This is a genomic window from Mesorhizobium yinganensis (assembly GCF_040081985.1).
GTDB lineage: Bacteria > Pseudomonadota > Alphaproteobacteria > Rhizobiales > Rhizobiaceae > Kumtagia > Kumtagia yinganensis.
This window is the reverse complement of the sequence record NZ_JBEBMH010000012.1, coordinates 66,056-81,692: the sequence shown is the minus strand read 5'-3', so window position 1 is coordinate 81,692 and position 15,637 is coordinate 66,056. Positions and strand designations below refer to the sequence as shown.

The 15,637-nt window shown below is 62.9% G+C and carries 15 protein-coding genes; 9 read left to right on the top strand and 6 right to left on the bottom strand.

Translation table 11 applies throughout. The annotated features are described in order from the left end of the window. Nucleotides 1-5: 5 nt before the first annotated feature. The 3 genes from ABMA59_RS21105 to ABMA59_RS21095 all read right to left on the bottom strand — a co-directional run bounded on the left by ABMA59_RS21105 (nucleotide 6) and on the right by ABMA59_RS21095 (nucleotide 2,565). A complete protein-coding gene (locus tag ABMA59_RS21105) occupies nucleotides 6-1,439 on the bottom strand; it encodes a glutamine synthetase family protein (protein ID WP_349007364.1) in 1,434 nt (477 codons plus the stop codon). Nucleotides 1,440-1,502: 63 nt separating this feature from the next. After that, nucleotides 1,503-1,832, bottom strand: coding sequence for a DMT family transporter (locus tag ABMA59_RS21100; protein WP_349007363.1), 330 nt, complete (start codon nucleotides 1,830-1,832; stop codon nucleotides 1,503-1,505). Nucleotides 1,833-1,839: 7 nt separating this feature from the next. Next, nucleotides 1,840-2,565 (bottom strand): glutathione S-transferase family protein, encoded by a 726-nt coding sequence (locus tag ABMA59_RS21095; protein ID WP_349007362.1) that lies wholly within the window; start codon nucleotides 2,563-2,565, stop codon nucleotides 1,840-1,842. 84 nt (nucleotides 2,566-2,649) lie between these two features. Between ABMA59_RS21095 and ABMA59_RS21090 the strand changes: the two genes are divergently transcribed. After that, nucleotides 2,650-3,111 (top strand): MarR family winged helix-turn-helix transcriptional regulator, encoded by a 462-nt coding sequence (locus ABMA59_RS21090; protein ID WP_349007361.1) that lies wholly within the window; start codon nucleotides 2,650-2,652, stop codon nucleotides 3,109-3,111. A 114-nt stretch (nucleotides 3,112-3,225) separates the two neighbouring features. Here ABMA59_RS21090 and ABMA59_RS21085 read toward each other — a convergent pair whose 3' ends face one another. The 3 genes from ABMA59_RS21085 to aceA form a co-directional block, all read right to left on the bottom strand. After that, on the bottom strand, nucleotides 3,226-3,681 hold the full coding sequence (locus tag ABMA59_RS21085; RefSeq protein WP_349007360.1) for a response regulator: 456 nt from the start codon (nucleotides 3,679-3,681) through the stop codon (nucleotides 3,226-3,228). A gap of 199 nt (nucleotides 3,682-3,880) precedes the next feature. After that, on the bottom strand, nucleotides 3,881-4,147 hold the full coding sequence (locus tag ABMA59_RS21080) for an SMc00767 family acetate metabolism repressor (RefSeq protein ID WP_349007359.1): 267 nt from the start codon (nucleotides 4,145-4,147) through the stop codon (nucleotides 3,881-3,883). Between the two features lie 28 nt (nucleotides 4,148-4,175). After that, on the bottom strand, nucleotides 4,176-5,480 hold the full coding sequence (aceA, locus tag ABMA59_RS21075; protein ID WP_349007358.1) for an isocitrate lyase: 1,305 nt from the start codon (nucleotides 5,478-5,480) through the stop codon (nucleotides 4,176-4,178). A 286-nt stretch (nucleotides 5,481-5,766) separates the two neighbouring features. On the opposite strand from aceA, the gene ABMA59_RS21070 reads away from it, so the two are divergent. The 8 genes from ABMA59_RS21070 to ABMA59_RS21035 all read left to right on the top strand — a co-directional run bounded on the left by ABMA59_RS21070 (nucleotide 5,767) and on the right by ABMA59_RS21035 (nucleotide 15,630). Beyond that, complete coding sequence (locus ABMA59_RS21070; protein ID WP_349007357.1) at nucleotides 5,767-7,224, top strand: helix-turn-helix domain-containing protein; 1,458 nt, start codon at nucleotides 5,767-5,769, stop codon at nucleotides 7,222-7,224. Between the two features lie 192 nt (nucleotides 7,225-7,416). Further along, nucleotides 7,417-9,546 (top strand): adenylate/guanylate cyclase domain-containing protein, encoded by a 2,130-nt coding sequence (locus ABMA59_RS21065; protein ID WP_349007356.1) that lies wholly within the window; start codon nucleotides 7,417-7,419, stop codon nucleotides 9,544-9,546. 328 nt (nucleotides 9,547-9,874) lie between these two features. Further along, a complete protein-coding gene (locus ABMA59_RS21060; protein WP_349007355.1) occupies nucleotides 9,875-10,054 on the top strand; it encodes a hypothetical protein in 180 nt (59 codons plus the stop codon). A gap of 167 nt (nucleotides 10,055-10,221) precedes the next feature. Next, on the top strand, nucleotides 10,222-11,175 hold the full coding sequence (locus ABMA59_RS21055; RefSeq protein ID WP_349007354.1) for a DMT family transporter: 954 nt from the start codon (nucleotides 10,222-10,224) through the stop codon (nucleotides 11,173-11,175). Nucleotides 11,176-11,530: 355 nt separating this feature from the next. Then, a complete protein-coding gene (locus tag ABMA59_RS21050) occupies nucleotides 11,531-12,628 on the top strand; it encodes a polyamine ABC transporter substrate-binding protein (RefSeq protein ID WP_349007353.1) in 1,098 nt (365 codons plus the stop codon). A gap of 72 nt (nucleotides 12,629-12,700) precedes the next feature. Further along, complete coding sequence (locus tag ABMA59_RS21045) at nucleotides 12,701-13,843, top strand: ABC transporter ATP-binding protein (protein WP_349007352.1); 1,143 nt, start codon at nucleotides 12,701-12,703, stop codon at nucleotides 13,841-13,843. Between the two features lie 9 nt (nucleotides 13,844-13,852). After that, the gene (locus tag ABMA59_RS21040; protein WP_349007351.1) at nucleotides 13,853-14,815 is read left to right on the top strand and encodes an ABC transporter permease subunit; all 963 of its coding nucleotides are present in this window, start codon (nucleotides 13,853-13,855) and stop codon (nucleotides 14,813-14,815) included. Continuing rightward, nucleotides 14,812-15,630, top strand: coding sequence for an ABC transporter permease subunit (locus ABMA59_RS21035; protein WP_349007350.1), 819 nt, complete (start codon nucleotides 14,812-14,814; stop codon nucleotides 15,628-15,630). The genes ABMA59_RS21040 and ABMA59_RS21035 overlap by 4 nt, the downstream gene beginning before the upstream one ends. Nucleotides 15,631-15,637 lie beyond the last annotated feature (7 nt).

Genomic DNA, 15,637 nt, shown 5'->3' with positions numbered 1-15,637 from the left:
CCTCCTCACACATTCAGCAGCAGATACTCCCGCTCCCACGGGGAAATCACTTCCATGAACGTCTCGAACTCGGCGCGCTTGATGGCCGCGTAAGTCGAAGCGAACGAAGCGCCCAGCATGTCGCGCAGTTCCTCGTCGGCCTCGAACAGGTCGACAGCTTCGAGCAGGCCGCGCGGCAGGTCGATCTCGTCCTCGTTGACCGTCGTGCCGACCGGTGCGTCGGGCTCGATGTTTTTCATCATGCCGATCAGCCCGCAGGCCAGCGACGCCGCCAGCGCTAGGTAGGGATTTGCGTCGGACGAAGGAATGCGGTTCTCGACGCGCCGTGCGGCCGGGTCGGAACGCGGCACGCGGAAAGCCGTGGTGCGGTTGTCGTAGCCCCATTTGGTGTTCACCGGAGCGGAGGCTGCCTGCGTCAGCCGGCGGTAGGAATTAACATAAGGGGCAAACATCACCAGCGCACTCGGCACATGCTTCTGCATGCCGCCGATGAAATGTCGGAAGGCGTCGGTCTCGGCGCCGTCCTCGCCGGTAAAGATGTTCTTGCCGGTCTTCTTGTCGATGATCGACTGATGGATATGCATGGCCGATCCGGGTTGGCCCTGGATCGGCTTGGCCATGAAGGTAGCATATGTCTCGTGTTTCAGCGCCGCCTCGCGGATGGTGCGCTTGAACATGAACACCTGGTCGGCGAGTTCCACCGGATTGCCGTGGCGCAGATTGATCTCCAACTGCCCGGCGCCTTCCTCGTGGATAAGCGTGTCGATCTCCAGTCCTTGGCTTTCGGAGAAATGGTAGATGTCGTCGATCAGTTCGTCGAACTCGTTGACGCCGGCGATCGAATAGCCGGCGCCGCCGCCGATCGGCCGTCCGGAACGGCCGACCGGGGGCGTCAGCGGATAGTCGGGGTCGGGGTTCTTGCGGACCAGGTAGAATTCGATTTCCGGCGCGACCACGGGTTTCAGTCCGCGCTTGCCATAGGCCGCGACCACGCGCTTCAGTACGTTGCGTGGCGTGAACTCGACGCTGCGGCCGTCCTGGTGGACCAGATCGCAGATCACCTGCGCTGTCGGATCGTCTTCCCAGGGCACAGCGGAAAGCGTCGACAGGTCCGGCACCAGCTTGAGGTCGCCGTCATCTTCCGGATAGGCAAAGCCGTTGCCGTCTTCCGGATAGTCGCCCGAGATCGTCATCATGAAGGGCGCCGAAGGCAGCGCCAGCGACGTGTTGGACGTGAATTTCTTCGACGGCATCATCTTGCCGCGGGCGACGCCGGCCTGGTCGGGCGTGATGCATTCGATGTCTTCGATGCCCCGCCATTCAAGCCATTCGCTGACCTGTTTCCAGTTGGTTACGCCGCGAAGGTTTTTCACATAAGCGGGCACGCGGCTACGTCCCGCGCGGCCTGCGGGGCGGGCTTCCTTTTTTTCAGGCGGCATCAATCACCAAAATGTTGCTATGCCCGAAGTATAGCCGCGCAGATTAAGCAAAGGAAAGGGGGGTCACCCTGGAAGGCGCTTGAGAGCGACGATCCCCGCGACGACCAACGCTATCCCGGCGACGCGGCCCAGGGTAAATGCTTCGCCGAACAGCAGAATGCCGAGGATCACCGTGCCAGCGGCGCCTATGCCGGACCAGACGGCATAGGCGGTTCCGACCGGCAGGACTGTCAGCGTCTTGCCGAGCAGATAGACAAAGGCCGCCAGGAGCATAAGCGAGACCGCTGTCCAGCCGAGCCTTGTATAGCCCTCGGCATATTTCATGGACACGGCCCAGGCGGCATCGAGCAGCCCGGCCGTGATCAGCAAAATCCATGCGGTGGCTTGGCTCACGATAGCCTCATGCGGCCAATTTCAAGATATGCGCGTCGTAGCCTATGAGAAATTGCCGGAGCCGGTCGGGATAGTCGGGCTCCACCGCATGGATGACGCTCGGCCTTTCCGCCAGCGCCGCCCGCCAGCGCGTGACCTTCGGCATGTCGCGGAAAAGCGTCGGCATTCCGATCTCCTCGAACACGTCGAAATAGCGGAAGATCGGCGCGAAGACGGCGTCGACCAGCGAAAAATCATCGCCGCTAAAGAACGGGCCGTCGCCCAGTTCGGCCTCGACGCGGGCGAATTTCTCGACCAGTGCCGCGCGCTTGGCCTCGTAGCCGGCCGACTCCTTGGAGGTTTCCAGGCCCCAGAGGTCGCCAAGGATCGACGATCCGAATTCGATCCAGCCGCGATGGCGTGCCCGCGCCAGCGGATCGGTCGGATGGAGGCGGGCGCCGGCCTGCGTTTCCTCCAGATATTCGCAGATGACCGCGCTCTCGAACAGCACGTCTTCGCTGCCGTCGCCGTTCCGCACAAGGAGCAGGGGCACCTTGCCGAGGGGGGAAAGAGCCATGAACCAGTCGGGTTTTGCGGCGAGGTCGATGTAGACCCGCTCGAAGGCTACGCCCTTTTCCGCGAGCGCTATGGCGGCACGCTGCACATAGGGGCAGAGATGGTGGCTGACGAGTGTCAGCGCTGGCTTACGGTCGCTGACGGTGCCGACGCCGGCAAGTGGATAGCTTTGGGTCATGATCCATCGTCCTATTTAGATGCATACACATGCATCTAAATAGGACGACTTGCGGGGCGCGTCAAGATAGATGTAATTGCATCCATGGTGCATCGCTCGTTCTCGCCCCGCCGGCCGCCGTTGCTCTCCGAGGCGGTCGAACTGAGTTGGGTGAGGCTGATGCGCAGCCAGCGCCGGATCTTCGAATCCATCGAGCGCGACCTCTCGGTCGCCGGCTGCCCGCCGCTCGCCTGGTACGACGTCATGCTTGAACTCGACCGCGCCGAGAACGGGCGCCTGCGTCCGATGGAGATCGAGAAACGGACGCTGTTCGCCCAGCCCAATCTGTCTCGCATGATTGGCCGGCTGGAACGCGAGGGGCTGGTGCGCCGCGAGGCGTTCAGCGAAGACGCTCGCGGCCACTGGGTGGTGATCACCGAAAAGGGCCGGCTGGAGCGGGCTGCGATGTGGGAAGTCTATGGCGCCGCGATCCAGAAGCATCTTGGCGCAAAGCTGACAGAGGATCAGGCCGAACAGCTTGCAGTACTGCTCGGAATGCTTGCCTGAAGCAGATGTTACGATGCATGCCTTGGGTGGAGTTCAAGCGCCACCCATGCGGTCGCGCCGTGTCAATGGGCCCGATTGCAGCGCTCTAAGCTTACCGGCTCTTTGCTGAGCAGGTCAGGCTGGGTCCCGACCGACGAGCCTGTCGACGATCGGCTGCAGCAACTCGGGCAGGATGGGTTTCGACACCACCGCGTCGACGATATCGGCGTAGGCGGGCGTGATTTCGGCGAAATTGCCGGTGGAAAGCAGGATAACGGCCGGCCGACCGACGGTTCGCCGCATCGCGCGGATCGACGGCATCAGGTCCTCGCAATCGGCATTCTTGCTGCCGCCGTCGAGGATGACCAGCGCCGGTTGCATGCTCGCCAACACGTCCGCTGCGCGTTCCGGGGGTTCGGAAATCGAATGCAGGCCGGAACGCTGGACGATCCTGGAGACCACGACCGCATTGATCCGCGACCGACCGACCAGCAGCACCATCAAGGGACCGGCGGATGCACCCTCCGCCATGGGTTCGTCGGACCAGCAGTTTTCCGGCTCGATTTCATGGCCGGAGGTCGTCATCGTCATGCGGGAAACCGGCGACTGGTGATTTTTCGTCTCGCTTCCCTCGGCGGCGACGTCAAATCGCGGATGTTGACTGGTGTGACTTTAGAACGTCCGTCGCCGGTCCGCCAGTCGAAACATCAGTGCCTCCAATGCGGCCAGATACCCGAGCGGGACCGCGCGCCGTTTCCCGGCGCACGGTCCCGATTGCATGCTGAGCCGCTCAGCGGCCCGCTTGAGTGACCACCACCGGAATCAGCAGATCGCCCCAGTTGCCGTCGCCGCCGTGATGACGGGCGGAGCGCACCAGTTCCACCGACACGCCGGCCTCCACCGCCTTCATGACCGACTGGTTGAGCCGGTGCAGATCGTTGGCAAGCATGCGGATCGCTGTCTGCTGCGACGACGACATTGCGCTCGACTGCTCCTCGGCGCGTTCCTTGACGCGGGTCTTTGGGGTCTTGGTGGGATTTTCGACTGTGTCCAGCATGGTCTTTCTCCTCACTGTCTGGAGTTGTTTACTCAGCCGCAGGCCTGAACTCGTCGGGCCTGAACTGGGCGTGCTCGGTCGATTCGTGCATGGCGGTGGTCGACGACTTCCCGCCGGTGATCGCCATCGACACGGCGTCGAAATAGCCGGTGCCGACTTCGCGCTGGTGTTTCGTGGCGGTGTAGCCGTTCACTTCCGAGGCGAATTCGGCCTCCTGCAGTTCCGAATAGGCCGCCATCTGCCGGTCCTTGTAGCCGCGCGCCAGTTCGAACATGCCGTAGTTGAGTTGGTGGAAGCCGGCCAGCGTGATGAATTGGAACTTGTACCCAATCGCGCCGAGTTCCCGCTGGAATTTTGCGATCGTCGCGTCGTCCAGATTCTTCTTCCAATTGAAGGACGGCGAGCAATTGTACGCGAGCAGCTTGTCGGGATAATGCCGGCGCACGCCCTCCGCGAATTTCCGCGCTTGCGCCAGGTCCGGCTTCGAGGTCTCGCACCAGATCAGGTCACAGGACGGCGCGTAGGCGACGGCGCGTGCGATGCACGGCTCGATGCCGTTTTTCACCTGGTAAAAGCCTTCGACGGTGCGGCCGGCCGAATAGTCAACGAAAGGCTGGTCGCGCTCGTCGATGTCGGAGGTCAGCAGCTTCGCCGCCTCGGCGTCGGTGCGGGCGATGACCAGCGTCGGCGTGCCCATCACGTCGGCGGCGAGCCGCGCGGCATTCAGATTGCGGATATGCGCCGCCGTGGGGATCAGCACTTTCCCGCCGAGATGGCCGCACTTCTTCTCCGACGCGAGCTGGTCCTCGTAGTGGACGCCGGCCGCGCCCGCCTCGATGAAGGCTTTCATGATCTCGAAGGCGTTCAGCGGTCCGCCGAAGCCGGCCTCCGCGTCGGCGACGATCGGCGCGAACCAGGTGTCGACCGACAGCCCGTTGCCTTCCGACGTCTCGATCTGGTCGGCGCGCTGCAGCGTGCGGTTGATGCGGCGGCAAAGTTCGGGCGCGGCATTGGCCGGATAGAGCGACTGGTCCGGATACATGGACGACGCCGTGTTGGAATCGGCCGCGACCTGCCAGCCGGACAGATAGATCGCCTTCAGCCCAGCGCGCACCTGCTGCATGGCCTGGTTGCCGGTCATGGCGCCCAGCGCGTTGACGAAATCCTCCTCGTGGATGAGCTTCCATAGTCGGTTCGCGCCGTTCTCCGCCAGTGAATGGCGGATCGTCACGGAGCCGCGCAGCCGCTTCACATCCTCGGCCGAATAGGGCCGCTCGACGCCGTCGTAGCGGCCTTCCGGCGCGGAAGGGACGAGGTTGTAAAAATCAGTCATTGTCTGCTCCGTCCTGCAATGCGTTTTTGGAATGACCGGTCGGTAGTGTCGCCGTTCTCCTGTCACTTGATTTACAATGCAGTGCAAAAATCGCGAGGAGAATCATATTTCCTGCAACGGAAAAAGGGAAAATCGGTGTTGAGCTTGACAGGGCGACGATGTAAAATTGTCAAAATTGTAAAGGCGGATGACGTTTTCCGAATGCTGTTTGGTTTGTCAAAGGATGTAAAAGGCACGGGTGCTGTCCCGCGAGCCTGTCCGCATTCCAATCGGCCAAGTGTCGCCCATGGCTGAGCAGAAAATCTTCGCAGGCCCGCGCATCCGCCGCATCCGCAACGCCAAGGGCCTGACCCAGACCGCGATGGCCGAGGGGCTCGGCATCTCGCCCTCCTATCTCAACCTGATCGAGCGCAACCAGCGGCCGCTGACGGTGCAACTCATCCTGAAACTCGCGACCGTCTACAAGGTCGACCCGGAGGAGTTGCAGGGCGAGGCGCGGGGTTCCATCGGCGGATTGCGCGAGGTCTTTGCCGACCCGCTGCTTGCCGCCGAACTGCCCGGCGAGCAGGAGCTGATCGAGATGGCCGAGGCGGCGCCGAACATGTCGGCGGGCGTGATAAAGCTCTACCGCGCCTATCGCGAACAGGCATCGCGGCTCTCCGACCTCAACGACCTCATGGCGCATGAGGGCAGGGCATCGGCGATTTCCGGCACGCGCCTGCCGCTCGACGAGGTACGCGACGCGCTGGAACGGCGACCGAACCATTTTGCCGGGCTGGAAGGCGAGGCCGAGGCGTTTTCGGCGCTGCTCGATCCCGGCGAGGATCCGGCGGGGGCGCTGAAGGCCTGGCTCAGACGCGAGCATGGCATCGTCGTGCGCGTCCTGCCGGCGGCGGTCATGCCCAACTGGCGCCGCCGATACGACCGCCACTCGCAACGCCTGTTCATTTCCGAACGCCTGTCGCCTTACGACCAGTTGCGCGAGATCGCCATCGAGGCCTGTCTGCTGCGCATGTCGGTCGCGGTCGCCGCTGAAATCCAGGGGCTGAAACTGTCGTCCGACGAGGCGCGGCGGCTGGCGCGTTTCGAGTTCGGCCGCTACGCCGCGCATGCGCTGATGATGCCCTACGCGGCCTTCCAGACGGCCGCCATCCGTGCCCGCTACGACATCGATGTGCTGCGTTCGCGCTTTGCGGTATCGTTCGAGCAGGCGGCCAACCGGCTGACCACGTTGCAGCGCCAGAACGCCTCCGGCGTGCCGTTCTTCTTCATCGAGATCGACCATGCAGGCAACCGTTTTCGCAGGGCCGGCGCGCAGGGTTTTCCGCATGGCCGCTTCGGCGGTGGCTGCCCGAAACTGCCGGTCCATGCGGCCTTCGCTCAGCCCGGGCAGATACTGGTCGAGGCGGTGGAAATGCCGGACGGCGCGGAGTTCCTGACCGTCGCCCGGACGCTGGAAGGGCCGCAGGGCGGCTTCGGCGAGCGTCCGCGCCGCACCGCGATATTGCTCGGCTGCGACATCGGTTTTCGCGACGAGGTCGTCTATGCCGGGGCACTGCCTACGAGCCCACCGACTTCCGGCAGTTCGCCGGGCAAGGCTGGTCCCCCTGCCGCCACGCCGGTCGGCCCCGCCTGCCGGCTATGCGAGCGCTCGGGCTGCCTGTCGCGTGCCGAACCGCCGATCACAAGGCCGCTGGGGCTCGATGAGATGGTGACGGGGCTCAGCGCCTTCGATTACAGGTGAAGTGGCCCGGTGTCACTCTCTTCCGCTCCCCATGCGCCCCACGACCATCCTGCCTTCAGAATGCACTGCCCATTGCCCGGCGAATGCGCTAGAATCCGCTGCCTGTCCGGATCGGACAGTGTTAAGCCGGGGGTCGTCATCATCATCACCGACTACATTCGCCCGGCGCATCTGATCGGTCAGGCCTGAGAAATGTCTTCCACTGAGGCAGGCGGTTCGCCGCCCATACGCTGGGGACTGGCTGCAAAATTATTCGCCACTCTTCTGTTCCTCGGCGCGAGCGCCGTGCTGGTAACCGGCGTGCTCGGTTATTTTCGCGCCAAGGATGCGTTGGAGAAATCGGTATTCGATCAGCTCACCGCTGCCCGCCAGGCGAAGACGCGCCAGGTCGAAACCTATTTCCACACTATCCAGGCGGAACTGCGCCTGCTCGCCACCTCCAAGATGGTGGTCGAGGCGACACGCGAGTTCAAGCTCGCGGTCGACCAACTCGATCGAAATGGCGCGCCGCCGGCATTGCGCCAGAAGGTCGGCGATTGGTACGCGCAAAACTTTATCCCACGGATGACAGAGGTGTTGGGAAAAGAACCACCCCTTTCGGACTATCTTCCGGTCGGCGGCGCGCCTTATTATCTGCAATACCACTATATCGTGAAAAATCCGAACCCTGCCGAGCGGCGAAAACTGCTCGACGATGCCGGAGATGGAAGCGACTACACGAGGTTGCACGCCATCTACCATCCCCTGATGCGCGCGGCCGCCACAACGGTCGGCTTCTTCGATTTCATGATCGCCGATCCCAAGACCGGCCGCCTGGTCTACACGGTCCAGAAGGAAGTCGATTTTTCCACATCCCTCCAGTTCGGTCCTTACCGCCGTTCGAACGTCGCCGCCGCCGTGGCCCGCTGCGCTGAGACGGCCGACCGGTCCGCCATATGCCTTGAGGATTTTGCCCCCTACGCGCCGTCGGGCGGTGAGCCGATCGCATTCATGGGAGCACCGATCATCGACAATGGCGCCGTCATCGGCGTATTGATCGCACAATTGTCGAACGAGGAGATCGACAATGTGGTCACCGGCGGCCGCCGTTGGCGGCAGGACGGTTTCGGCAACACGGGTGAGGCCTATCTTGTCGGGCCTGACCATATGGTGCGCTCGGCGCCCCGCGCATTCTACGAGAACCCCGAAGGTTACTTCGCCGAACTCAAGTCTGTCGGCACCTCGGAGCAGGAAATCGAGTCCATCCAGCGCTACGGGACGCCGGTGCTGCATCAGCGCATCGACACGCAGGCGACGCGAGCAGCACTTGCAGGTGTCGAGGGAACGGGCCAAATCATCGGATACCGCGGCTTGCCGACGCTCGCATCATGGGGGCCGCTGGCAATTGACGGGGTCAGATGGGCGCTTGTCGCCAAGGTCGACAGCGCCGAGGCTTTTGCGCCGATTGCCCAGCTCAGGCGGGACCTGCTGATTGTCGGCGGATTGGCGCTGCTGGTCGTGGTCGCCACCGCTGCATGGCTTTCGCGTGCGCTGCTCGGACCCCTGCGCGAACTGACGGCCGGCGTGAAACGCTTCGCCGCCGGCGACTATACGGCCAGCGTGCCGGTCCGCACGAAGGACGAGATCGGCGAGCTTTGCATGGCCTTCAACGGCATGGTCGGCGAGTTGAGCCGGCAGAACGTCGTCATCCAAAACAAGAATCGCGAGAACGAGCAACTGCTGCTCAACGTCCTGCCGGCGCCGATCGCGAACCGCCTGCGCGGCGGCGAGCACGGCATCGCGGACGGTTTTGCCGAGGTCACCGTCGCGTTCGCCGACATTGTCGGCTTCACCCAACTGTCGTCGGAAATGCCGCCCCAGGATGTCGTGAACCTGCTCAACGGCCTGTTCACGCGTTTCGACGTCGCTGCCCAGGATCTCGGCATCGAGAAGATCAAGACGGTGGGGGACGCCTATATGGCGGTGTGCGGCTTGCCCGAACAGGTGCCCGACCACGCCGAGCGCATGGTGCGCATGGCGATCCGCATGGTCCACATCACCAGGGAGCACGCCATGGAAAACAACGTATCGATGAAGCTCAGGGTCGGCGTCAACAGCGGGCCGGTGGTGGCCGGCGTGATCGGCAAGAGCAAATACATCTACGATCTGTGGGGCGATACGGTGAACCTCGCCAGCCGCATGGAATCCGGAGGAATCCCCGATACCGTCCAGGTGACGCGCTCGGTCTACGAAAAGCTCAAGGACCATTTCGTCTTCGAGCATCGAGGCGAGATCGAGGTCAAGGGCAAGGGCAAGGTCGAGGCCTGGCTGCTGCGGTTGTAGACTCCGTGAGAACCGCGACGGGACGCGATCATAAGACCGCGTCGAAGCTCGTGACAACGGTCGACGTCCGCGCTTCGCAGGACAGGGTCGAAAACCAACGCCGCCGTCGATGAGATCGCTGTCGAAGGCGTCGATCCCGCCGCCCTGTATCGTGTCTCCGGCTGGCGAGGATCACCCGGGGCGTCGGATCGACGAGCCTTCATGGCGACTTCCCAGGCTAGGTCGCGTGTCGGGTGGCCTAGCCAAAAGTCTGGGCCACAGACCTTTGGTAGGGCTTGCCGGAAGGGCGATCCTTCCGTCTTATTCCTGTTATGGTGAGGAGGAAGCCATGACTAAAAAAGCAAGCAGATCGGATATAGGGCCCGTCACTCCTGCCGAGTATGACTTCTGGTATTTCGATGCGGACGCGACGAAGGAGGTTTCCTTGCAGGCGGAACTGCCTCGGCTGAAATTGCCGGGCAGCCGTGTCGGCATCAGGCGCGGCGAGGGAGACCGGCGCCGGCCCTAGCCGCTGCCGCAGTGCGAAGGTTCTTCGTTCCAACGCTGCTTTTCGGTCTTGTATCGAATTGCCCCAACCGGATGGCGTCCCTGGATCACGCCAGCGTCATCGTGATCCGTTAGGCGCGGAAATGCCGGAACGGACCGGCAAAACTCTTGCGACGGGCTCTCCCGCCGATGACGGACATCAGCAACTTGCCCCAAGCTTCGAGGGCAACGGTATCCGACCGCGATGAACGGCTCGGCATGCTGCTGGTTTTCCTGTCGGCCTTCGTCTGGAGCACCGGCGGCACCATCGCGCGGTACCTCGAAGCGGACGACAGTTGGACCGTGGTGTTCTGGCGCTCGTTCTTCGCGGCGCTTTTCCTGATCGCCTTCCTGGTGTTCCGCGACGGCCTGCGAGGCGCGGCAGTACAGTTCCGGGCCATGGGCGTACCGGGCGTCCTTGTCGGACTGTGCTTTGCTTCCGCATCGACCTGTTTCGTGCTGGCCATAGCACACACGACCATCGCCAATGTCATGTTGATTAACGCCGGCGTGCCGTTGTTCGCGGCTCTGCTCGGTTGGCTGCTGTTCCGCGACACCGTGTCGCGAACCACTTGGGCGGCGATCGCCGCCGTGCTCGCCGGCGTCGCGATAATGGTCTCCGGTTCCCTGGACGGCACCATCTCGCCGGTCGGCGACATGCTGGCGCTGAATATCGCCATATCCTTTGCGCTGGCGACGGTGATCACCCGGCATTTCTCCGGAGTCAGGATGACCTCGGCCGTCTGCTTCGGCACGCTTGTGGCTTGCGCCATCGCCTTCGCGATGTCAGGTCCGCTCGCCGTTTCGTGGACCGATTTCGGCCTGCTCTTCGCGTTCGGCGCACTCAATCTCGGGCTCGGCATGGCGTTGTTCGCCAGCGGCGCGCGGCTGGTGCCGGCCTCCATGGCGGCGCTGCTCGGCACGTTCGAGACCATCGCCGGGCCGGTCTGGGTCTGGCTGGTGCATGGCGAGGTGCCCTCGATGCGCACCATTCTCGGCGGCGCGGTGGTCTTTGCCGCCTTGCTGGCGCACATCGGCATGCAGTTCCGCAGGCAGCCGCGTCCCGTGCGACCCGGTATCACCGGAATACCCGCACCCCATTGACAGGTTTGCGGGCGAGGGCGCACCTTGCCTTTTATCGGCATCCAACAAGCAGGCGTATCTTGGCAGTTACCGCAGCGGGCCACGCAGAGGGCCGTGCAGGTTTCACGACAAAGAGCCGGTCGCACCAGATGCGACGGCAGGACGGATATCAACACCGCCAATACGTGCCGCGGCGGCGTTCGCATGCCGAAAGCGGCTCCTGTGTCGTCCGGCCGTCGCGCGGCCATGGTCTGTTGGTTTCTCTCTGTGAAATCGGTGCTTGTCGCACTGCGGCGATGCCAATAATCTTTCAAGAAAAGCCGGGCGGCCCGATCCGATCCGCCGTCCGTCGGGAACACTGGAAAAGGAGAATATGATGATCCGTAGGGCACTCTTGCTGTCCGCCGCCACCGCCTTTCTGGCGACCTTCGCCGGCGCCGCGGTAGCGCAGAAAAGGGTGGTGAACGTCTACAACTGGTCGGACTATATCGACAGTTCGATCATCGATGACTTCACCAAGGAAACCGGCATCAAGGTCGTCTACGACGTCTTCGATTCCAACGAGATATTGGAGACCAAACTGCTCGCCGGCGGGACCGGTTATGACGTCGTCGTTCCGACCGCCAACTTCTTGGCGCGGCAGATACAAGCCGGCGTTTTCCAGAAGCTCGACAAGTCGAAGCTGCCGAACATCGCGAACATGTGGGATGTCGTCAACGAGCGCACAGCAAAGTACGATCCGGGGAACGAATACTCGATCAACTATATGTGGGGCACCGTCGGCATCGGCTATAACGTCAACAAGATCAAGGAAGCCTTGGGCATCGAAAAGATCGATAGCTGGGATGTCTTCTACAAGCCCGAAAATCTAGCCAAGCTGAAGAACTGCGGCGTCTATGTGCTGGATTCGCCGCAGGACATCATTCCGACGACCTTCAGATATCTCGGCATGGACCCCGAATCCAAGACGGCTGAGGACTTCGCCAAGGCCGAGGAGGCCATGCGGGCGATCCGTCCCTTCATCCGCAAATTCCACTCCTCCGAGTACATCAACGCGCTGGCCAATGGTGACATCTGCCTGGCGATAGGCTGGTCGGGTGACGTGTTCCAGGCGCGGGACCGCGCTTCCGAAGCCGATCAGGGCGTGGTGATCGACTTCGTCGTGCCGAAGGAAGGCGCGGAAATGTGGTTCGACCAGATGGCAATTCCGGCCGACGCACCGCATGTCGCCGAGGCGCATGAGTTCCTGAACTACATCATGAAGCCGGAAGTTGCCGCCAAGGCCTCGAACTACATCTTCTATGCCAACGGCAACAAGGCGTCCCAACAGTTCATCGACAAGGAGATTCTGGACGATCCGGCGATCTATCCGGACGAGGCGACGCTGCAGAAACTGTTCACAGTGGCGCCCTATGATCCCAAGTCCCAGCGCCTGCTGACGCGCTCGTGGACGAAGATCACCACGGGGCAGTGAAAATAAAAGAGTCCCGGCGGTCATTCCGCCGGGACTTTTCACGTCGGGACAGGCGGCAAGGGGACAGGGACAATGAAATCGTTCGGCAGCATCCGCAGGGCCTTCGCACCATGGAACGATGCGAACGCGAAGCCGTACATCGCCTTCGAGAACGTCACCAAGAAATTCGGCGACTTCACCGCGGTTGACAACCTGTCCTTGTCAATCTTCGAGCGCGAGTTCTTTGCCCTGCTCGGCGCATCCGGCTGCGGAAAGTCGACGCTGCTCAGGATGCTCGCCGGCTTCGACGAGCCGACCTCCGGCCGCATCCTGCTCGACGGTCAGGATTTGCGCGGCATCCCGCCCTACCGCCGCCCCGTCAACATGATGTTCCAGTCCTACGCGCTGTTCCCGCACATGACGGTCGAGCAGAACATCGCCTTCGGCCTGAAGCAGGAAGGCATGCCCAAAGCCGATATCGAACAGCGTGTCGCGGAGATGCTGAAGCTGGTCAAGCTGACGCAATTCGCCAAGCGCAAGCCGCATCAGCTCTCCGGCGGCCAGCGCCAGCGCGTGGCGCTTGCCCGTTCTGTGGCCAAGCGGCCGAAGGTGCTGCTGCTCGACGAGCCGCTCGGCGCGCTCGACAAGAAGCTGCGTGAGGAGACGCAGTTCGAACTGATGGACCTGCAGCAGACGCTCGGCCTCACCTTCGTCATCGTCACGCACGATCAGGAAGAGGCCATGACCATGGCCGACCGCATCGCTATCCTGGACAAGGGCGAGGTCATGCAGGTGGCGACGCCCGCGGAGGTCTACGAGGCGCCGGGTTCCCGCTACGTCGCGAGCTTCGTCGGCAATATCAACATGCTCGAAGGCCTGGTTGCCGAGCGGACGGCGAACCGCGCGAGGATCACCGGCGCTAGCGGCGCCCAGATACTGGTCGAGAATGCAGGCGACGCGGCCGCCGGCAATACGGTGGCTTTCGCGATCCGTCCGGAGAAGATCAAGGTGTCGTCGCGGCCCCCTGCGGAAGGCACGGCCAATGTTATGGAGGGTGAAATCTACGATCTCGCCTATCTCGGCGACATGACCGTCTACCACGTCAGGCTTGCCGACGGGCAGGTTCTCAAGGCCAGCGCGCTCAACAGCTCGCGCGTGACGGAAGATCAGCTGACCTGGAACGACCGGGCCTGGGTATCCTTCGCGCCGGACGCCGGCGTCGTGCTGACGCGCTAGGAGGCGGAGATGGCGAATACGGCGGTCTCTACCTCTCCCGCGATAACTGCGTCCCAGACGGCGCCGGCGGCGTCCAACTCATTCCTGAACGCCATCACCAGCCGCCTCGTCATCATCGTCCCCTATCTCTGGCTGCTGTTCTTCTTCCTTGTTCCCTTCGCCATCGTCTTCAAGATATCGCTGTCTCAGACGGCCATCGCCATGCCGCCCTACACGCCGGTGTTCGGCGTCGACAGTTTCATGGACGCCATCAGGCAGTTGAACTTCGACAATTATGTCTGGCTGACCGAGGACGCGCTCTATTTCAAAGCCTATGTGTCGAGCGTCGTCATCGCCGCGATCTCGACGTTTCTCGCGTTGCTCATTGCCTATCCCATCGCCTACGGCATGGCGCGCGCGCCCTCGACCATCCGCCCGACCTTGCTGATGCTGGTGATCCTGCCGTTCTGGACGAGCTTTCTGATCCGCGTCTATGCCTGGATCGGCATTCTCAAGCCCGAGGGCCTGCTCAACCAGGTGCTGCTGGCGACGGGCATCATCGACACGCCGCTGGTCATATTGAACACCCACACCGCGATCTACATCGGCATCGTCTATTCCTACCTGCCCTTCATGGTTCTGCCGCTCTATTCGTCGCTGGAGAAGATGGACTATTCGCTGATCGAGGCCGCGCAGGACCTCGGCTGCCCGCCGATCAGCGCCTTCTGGAAGATCACCTTTCCGCTGTCGCTTCCCGGCGTGGTCGCCGGCTGCATGCTGGTGTTCATCCCCGCAGTCGGCGAGTTCGTCATCCCCGACCTGCTCGGCGGCTCGGAAACGCTGATGATCGGCAAGACCTTGTGGAACGAGTTCAACGCCAACCGCGACTGGCCAGTCTCGTCCGCCGTGGCGGTGATCCTGCTCTTGATCCTCATCGTCCCGATCATGATCTTCCAGAGCGCCCAGGCCCGCGCGCAGGAGCAGGGGCGATGAGCGGGAACTGGAGCCGTTTCAACATCGTCTCGATCGTGCTGGGGTTTGCCTTCCTCTATCTGCCGATCGTGCTGCTGGTCATTTTCTCCTTCAACGAGTCGAAGCTGGTCACCGTCTGGGGCGGCTTCTCGACCAAGTGGTATGTCTCCCTGTTCCACAATCAGGGTCTGATGGACGCCGCCTGGGTGACGCTGCGGGTCGGCGTCATCTCGGCGACGGTGGCGACCGTGCTCGGGACCTTAGCGGCGCTGGCGCTGACCCGCTACACGCGCTTCCGCGGGCGAATCCTGTTTTCCGGCATGGTGTTCGCGCCGCTGGTCATGCCGGAAGTCATCACCGGCCTGTCGTTGCTGCTTCTGTTCGTGGCGATCGGCCTCGACCGCGGCTTCTTCACCGTCACGCTCGCCCACATCACCTTCACCATGTGTTTCGTGGCTGTCGTGGTGCAATCGCGACTGATGACCTTCGACCGCTCGCTGGAGGAAGCGGCGATGGATCTCGGCGCGCCGCCGGTAAAAACCTTCTTCCAGATCACCCTGCCGGTCATCCTGCCGGCCATCATCTCCGGCTGGATGCTCGCCTTCACCCTGTCGCTCGACGACCTCGTCATCGCCAGTTTCACGTCCGGCCCGGGCGCCACCACGCTGCCGATGAAAATCTACAGCCAGGTTCGCCTCGGCGTCACGCCAGAGATCAACGCCGCCTGCACGCTGATGATTGCGGTGGTCGCGGTTGGCGTAATCGCGGCTTCGGTCGCCAACAAGCGCCGCGAAGTGCAGCGGGCGCGCGACGAGCAGGCCGCGCAGCGCGGATAGGCTCCGC

Bases quoted from the DNA above. Each gene is read 5' to 3' on its own strand.
- ABMA59_RS21055 (WP_349007354.1), top strand. From the start codon at position 10,222: ATGACGGACATCAGCAACTTGCCCCAAGCTTCGAGGGCAACGGTATCC.
- aceA (WP_349007358.1), bottom strand. From the start codon at position 5,480: ATGACTGATTTTTACAACCTCGTCCCTTCCGCGCCGGAAGGCCGCTAC.
- ABMA59_RS21095 (WP_349007362.1), bottom strand. From the start codon at position 2,565: ATGACCCAAAGCTATCCACTTGCCGGCGTCGGCACCGTCAGCGACCGT.
- ABMA59_RS21045 (WP_349007352.1), top strand. From the start codon at position 12,701: ATGAAATCGTTCGGCAGCATCCGCAGGGCCTTCGCACCATGGAACGAT.
- ABMA59_RS21065 (WP_349007356.1), top strand. From the start codon at position 7,417: ATGTCTTCCACTGAGGCAGGCGGTTCGCCGCCCATACGCTGGGGACTG.
- ABMA59_RS21060 (WP_349007355.1), top strand. From the start codon at position 9,875: ATGACTAAAAAAGCAAGCAGATCGGATATAGGGCCCGTCACTCCTGCC.
- ABMA59_RS21085 (WP_349007360.1), bottom strand. From the start codon at position 3,681: ATGACGATGACGACCTCCGGCCATGAAATCGAGCCGGAAAACTGCTGG.
- ABMA59_RS21090 (WP_349007361.1), top strand. From the start codon at position 2,650: ATGGTGCATCGCTCGTTCTCGCCCCGCCGGCCGCCGTTGCTCTCCGAG.
- ABMA59_RS21050 (WP_349007353.1), top strand. From the start codon at position 11,531: ATGATCCGTAGGGCACTCTTGCTGTCCGCCGCCACCGCCTTTCTGGCG.
- ABMA59_RS21080 (WP_349007359.1), bottom strand. From the start codon at position 4,147: ATGCTGGACACAGTCGAAAATCCCACCAAGACCCCAAAGACCCGCGTC.
- ABMA59_RS21035 (WP_349007350.1), top strand. From the start codon at position 14,812: ATGAGCGGGAACTGGAGCCGTTTCAACATCGTCTCGATCGTGCTGGGG.
- ABMA59_RS21070 (WP_349007357.1), top strand. From the start codon at position 5,767: ATGGCTGAGCAGAAAATCTTCGCAGGCCCGCGCATCCGCCGCATCCGC.
- ABMA59_RS21040 (WP_349007351.1), top strand. From the start codon at position 13,853: ATGGCGAATACGGCGGTCTCTACCTCTCCCGCGATAACTGCGTCCCAG.
- ABMA59_RS21105 (WP_349007364.1), bottom strand. From the start codon at position 1,439: ATGCCGCCTGAAAAAAAGGAAGCCCGCCCCGCAGGCCGCGCGGGACGT.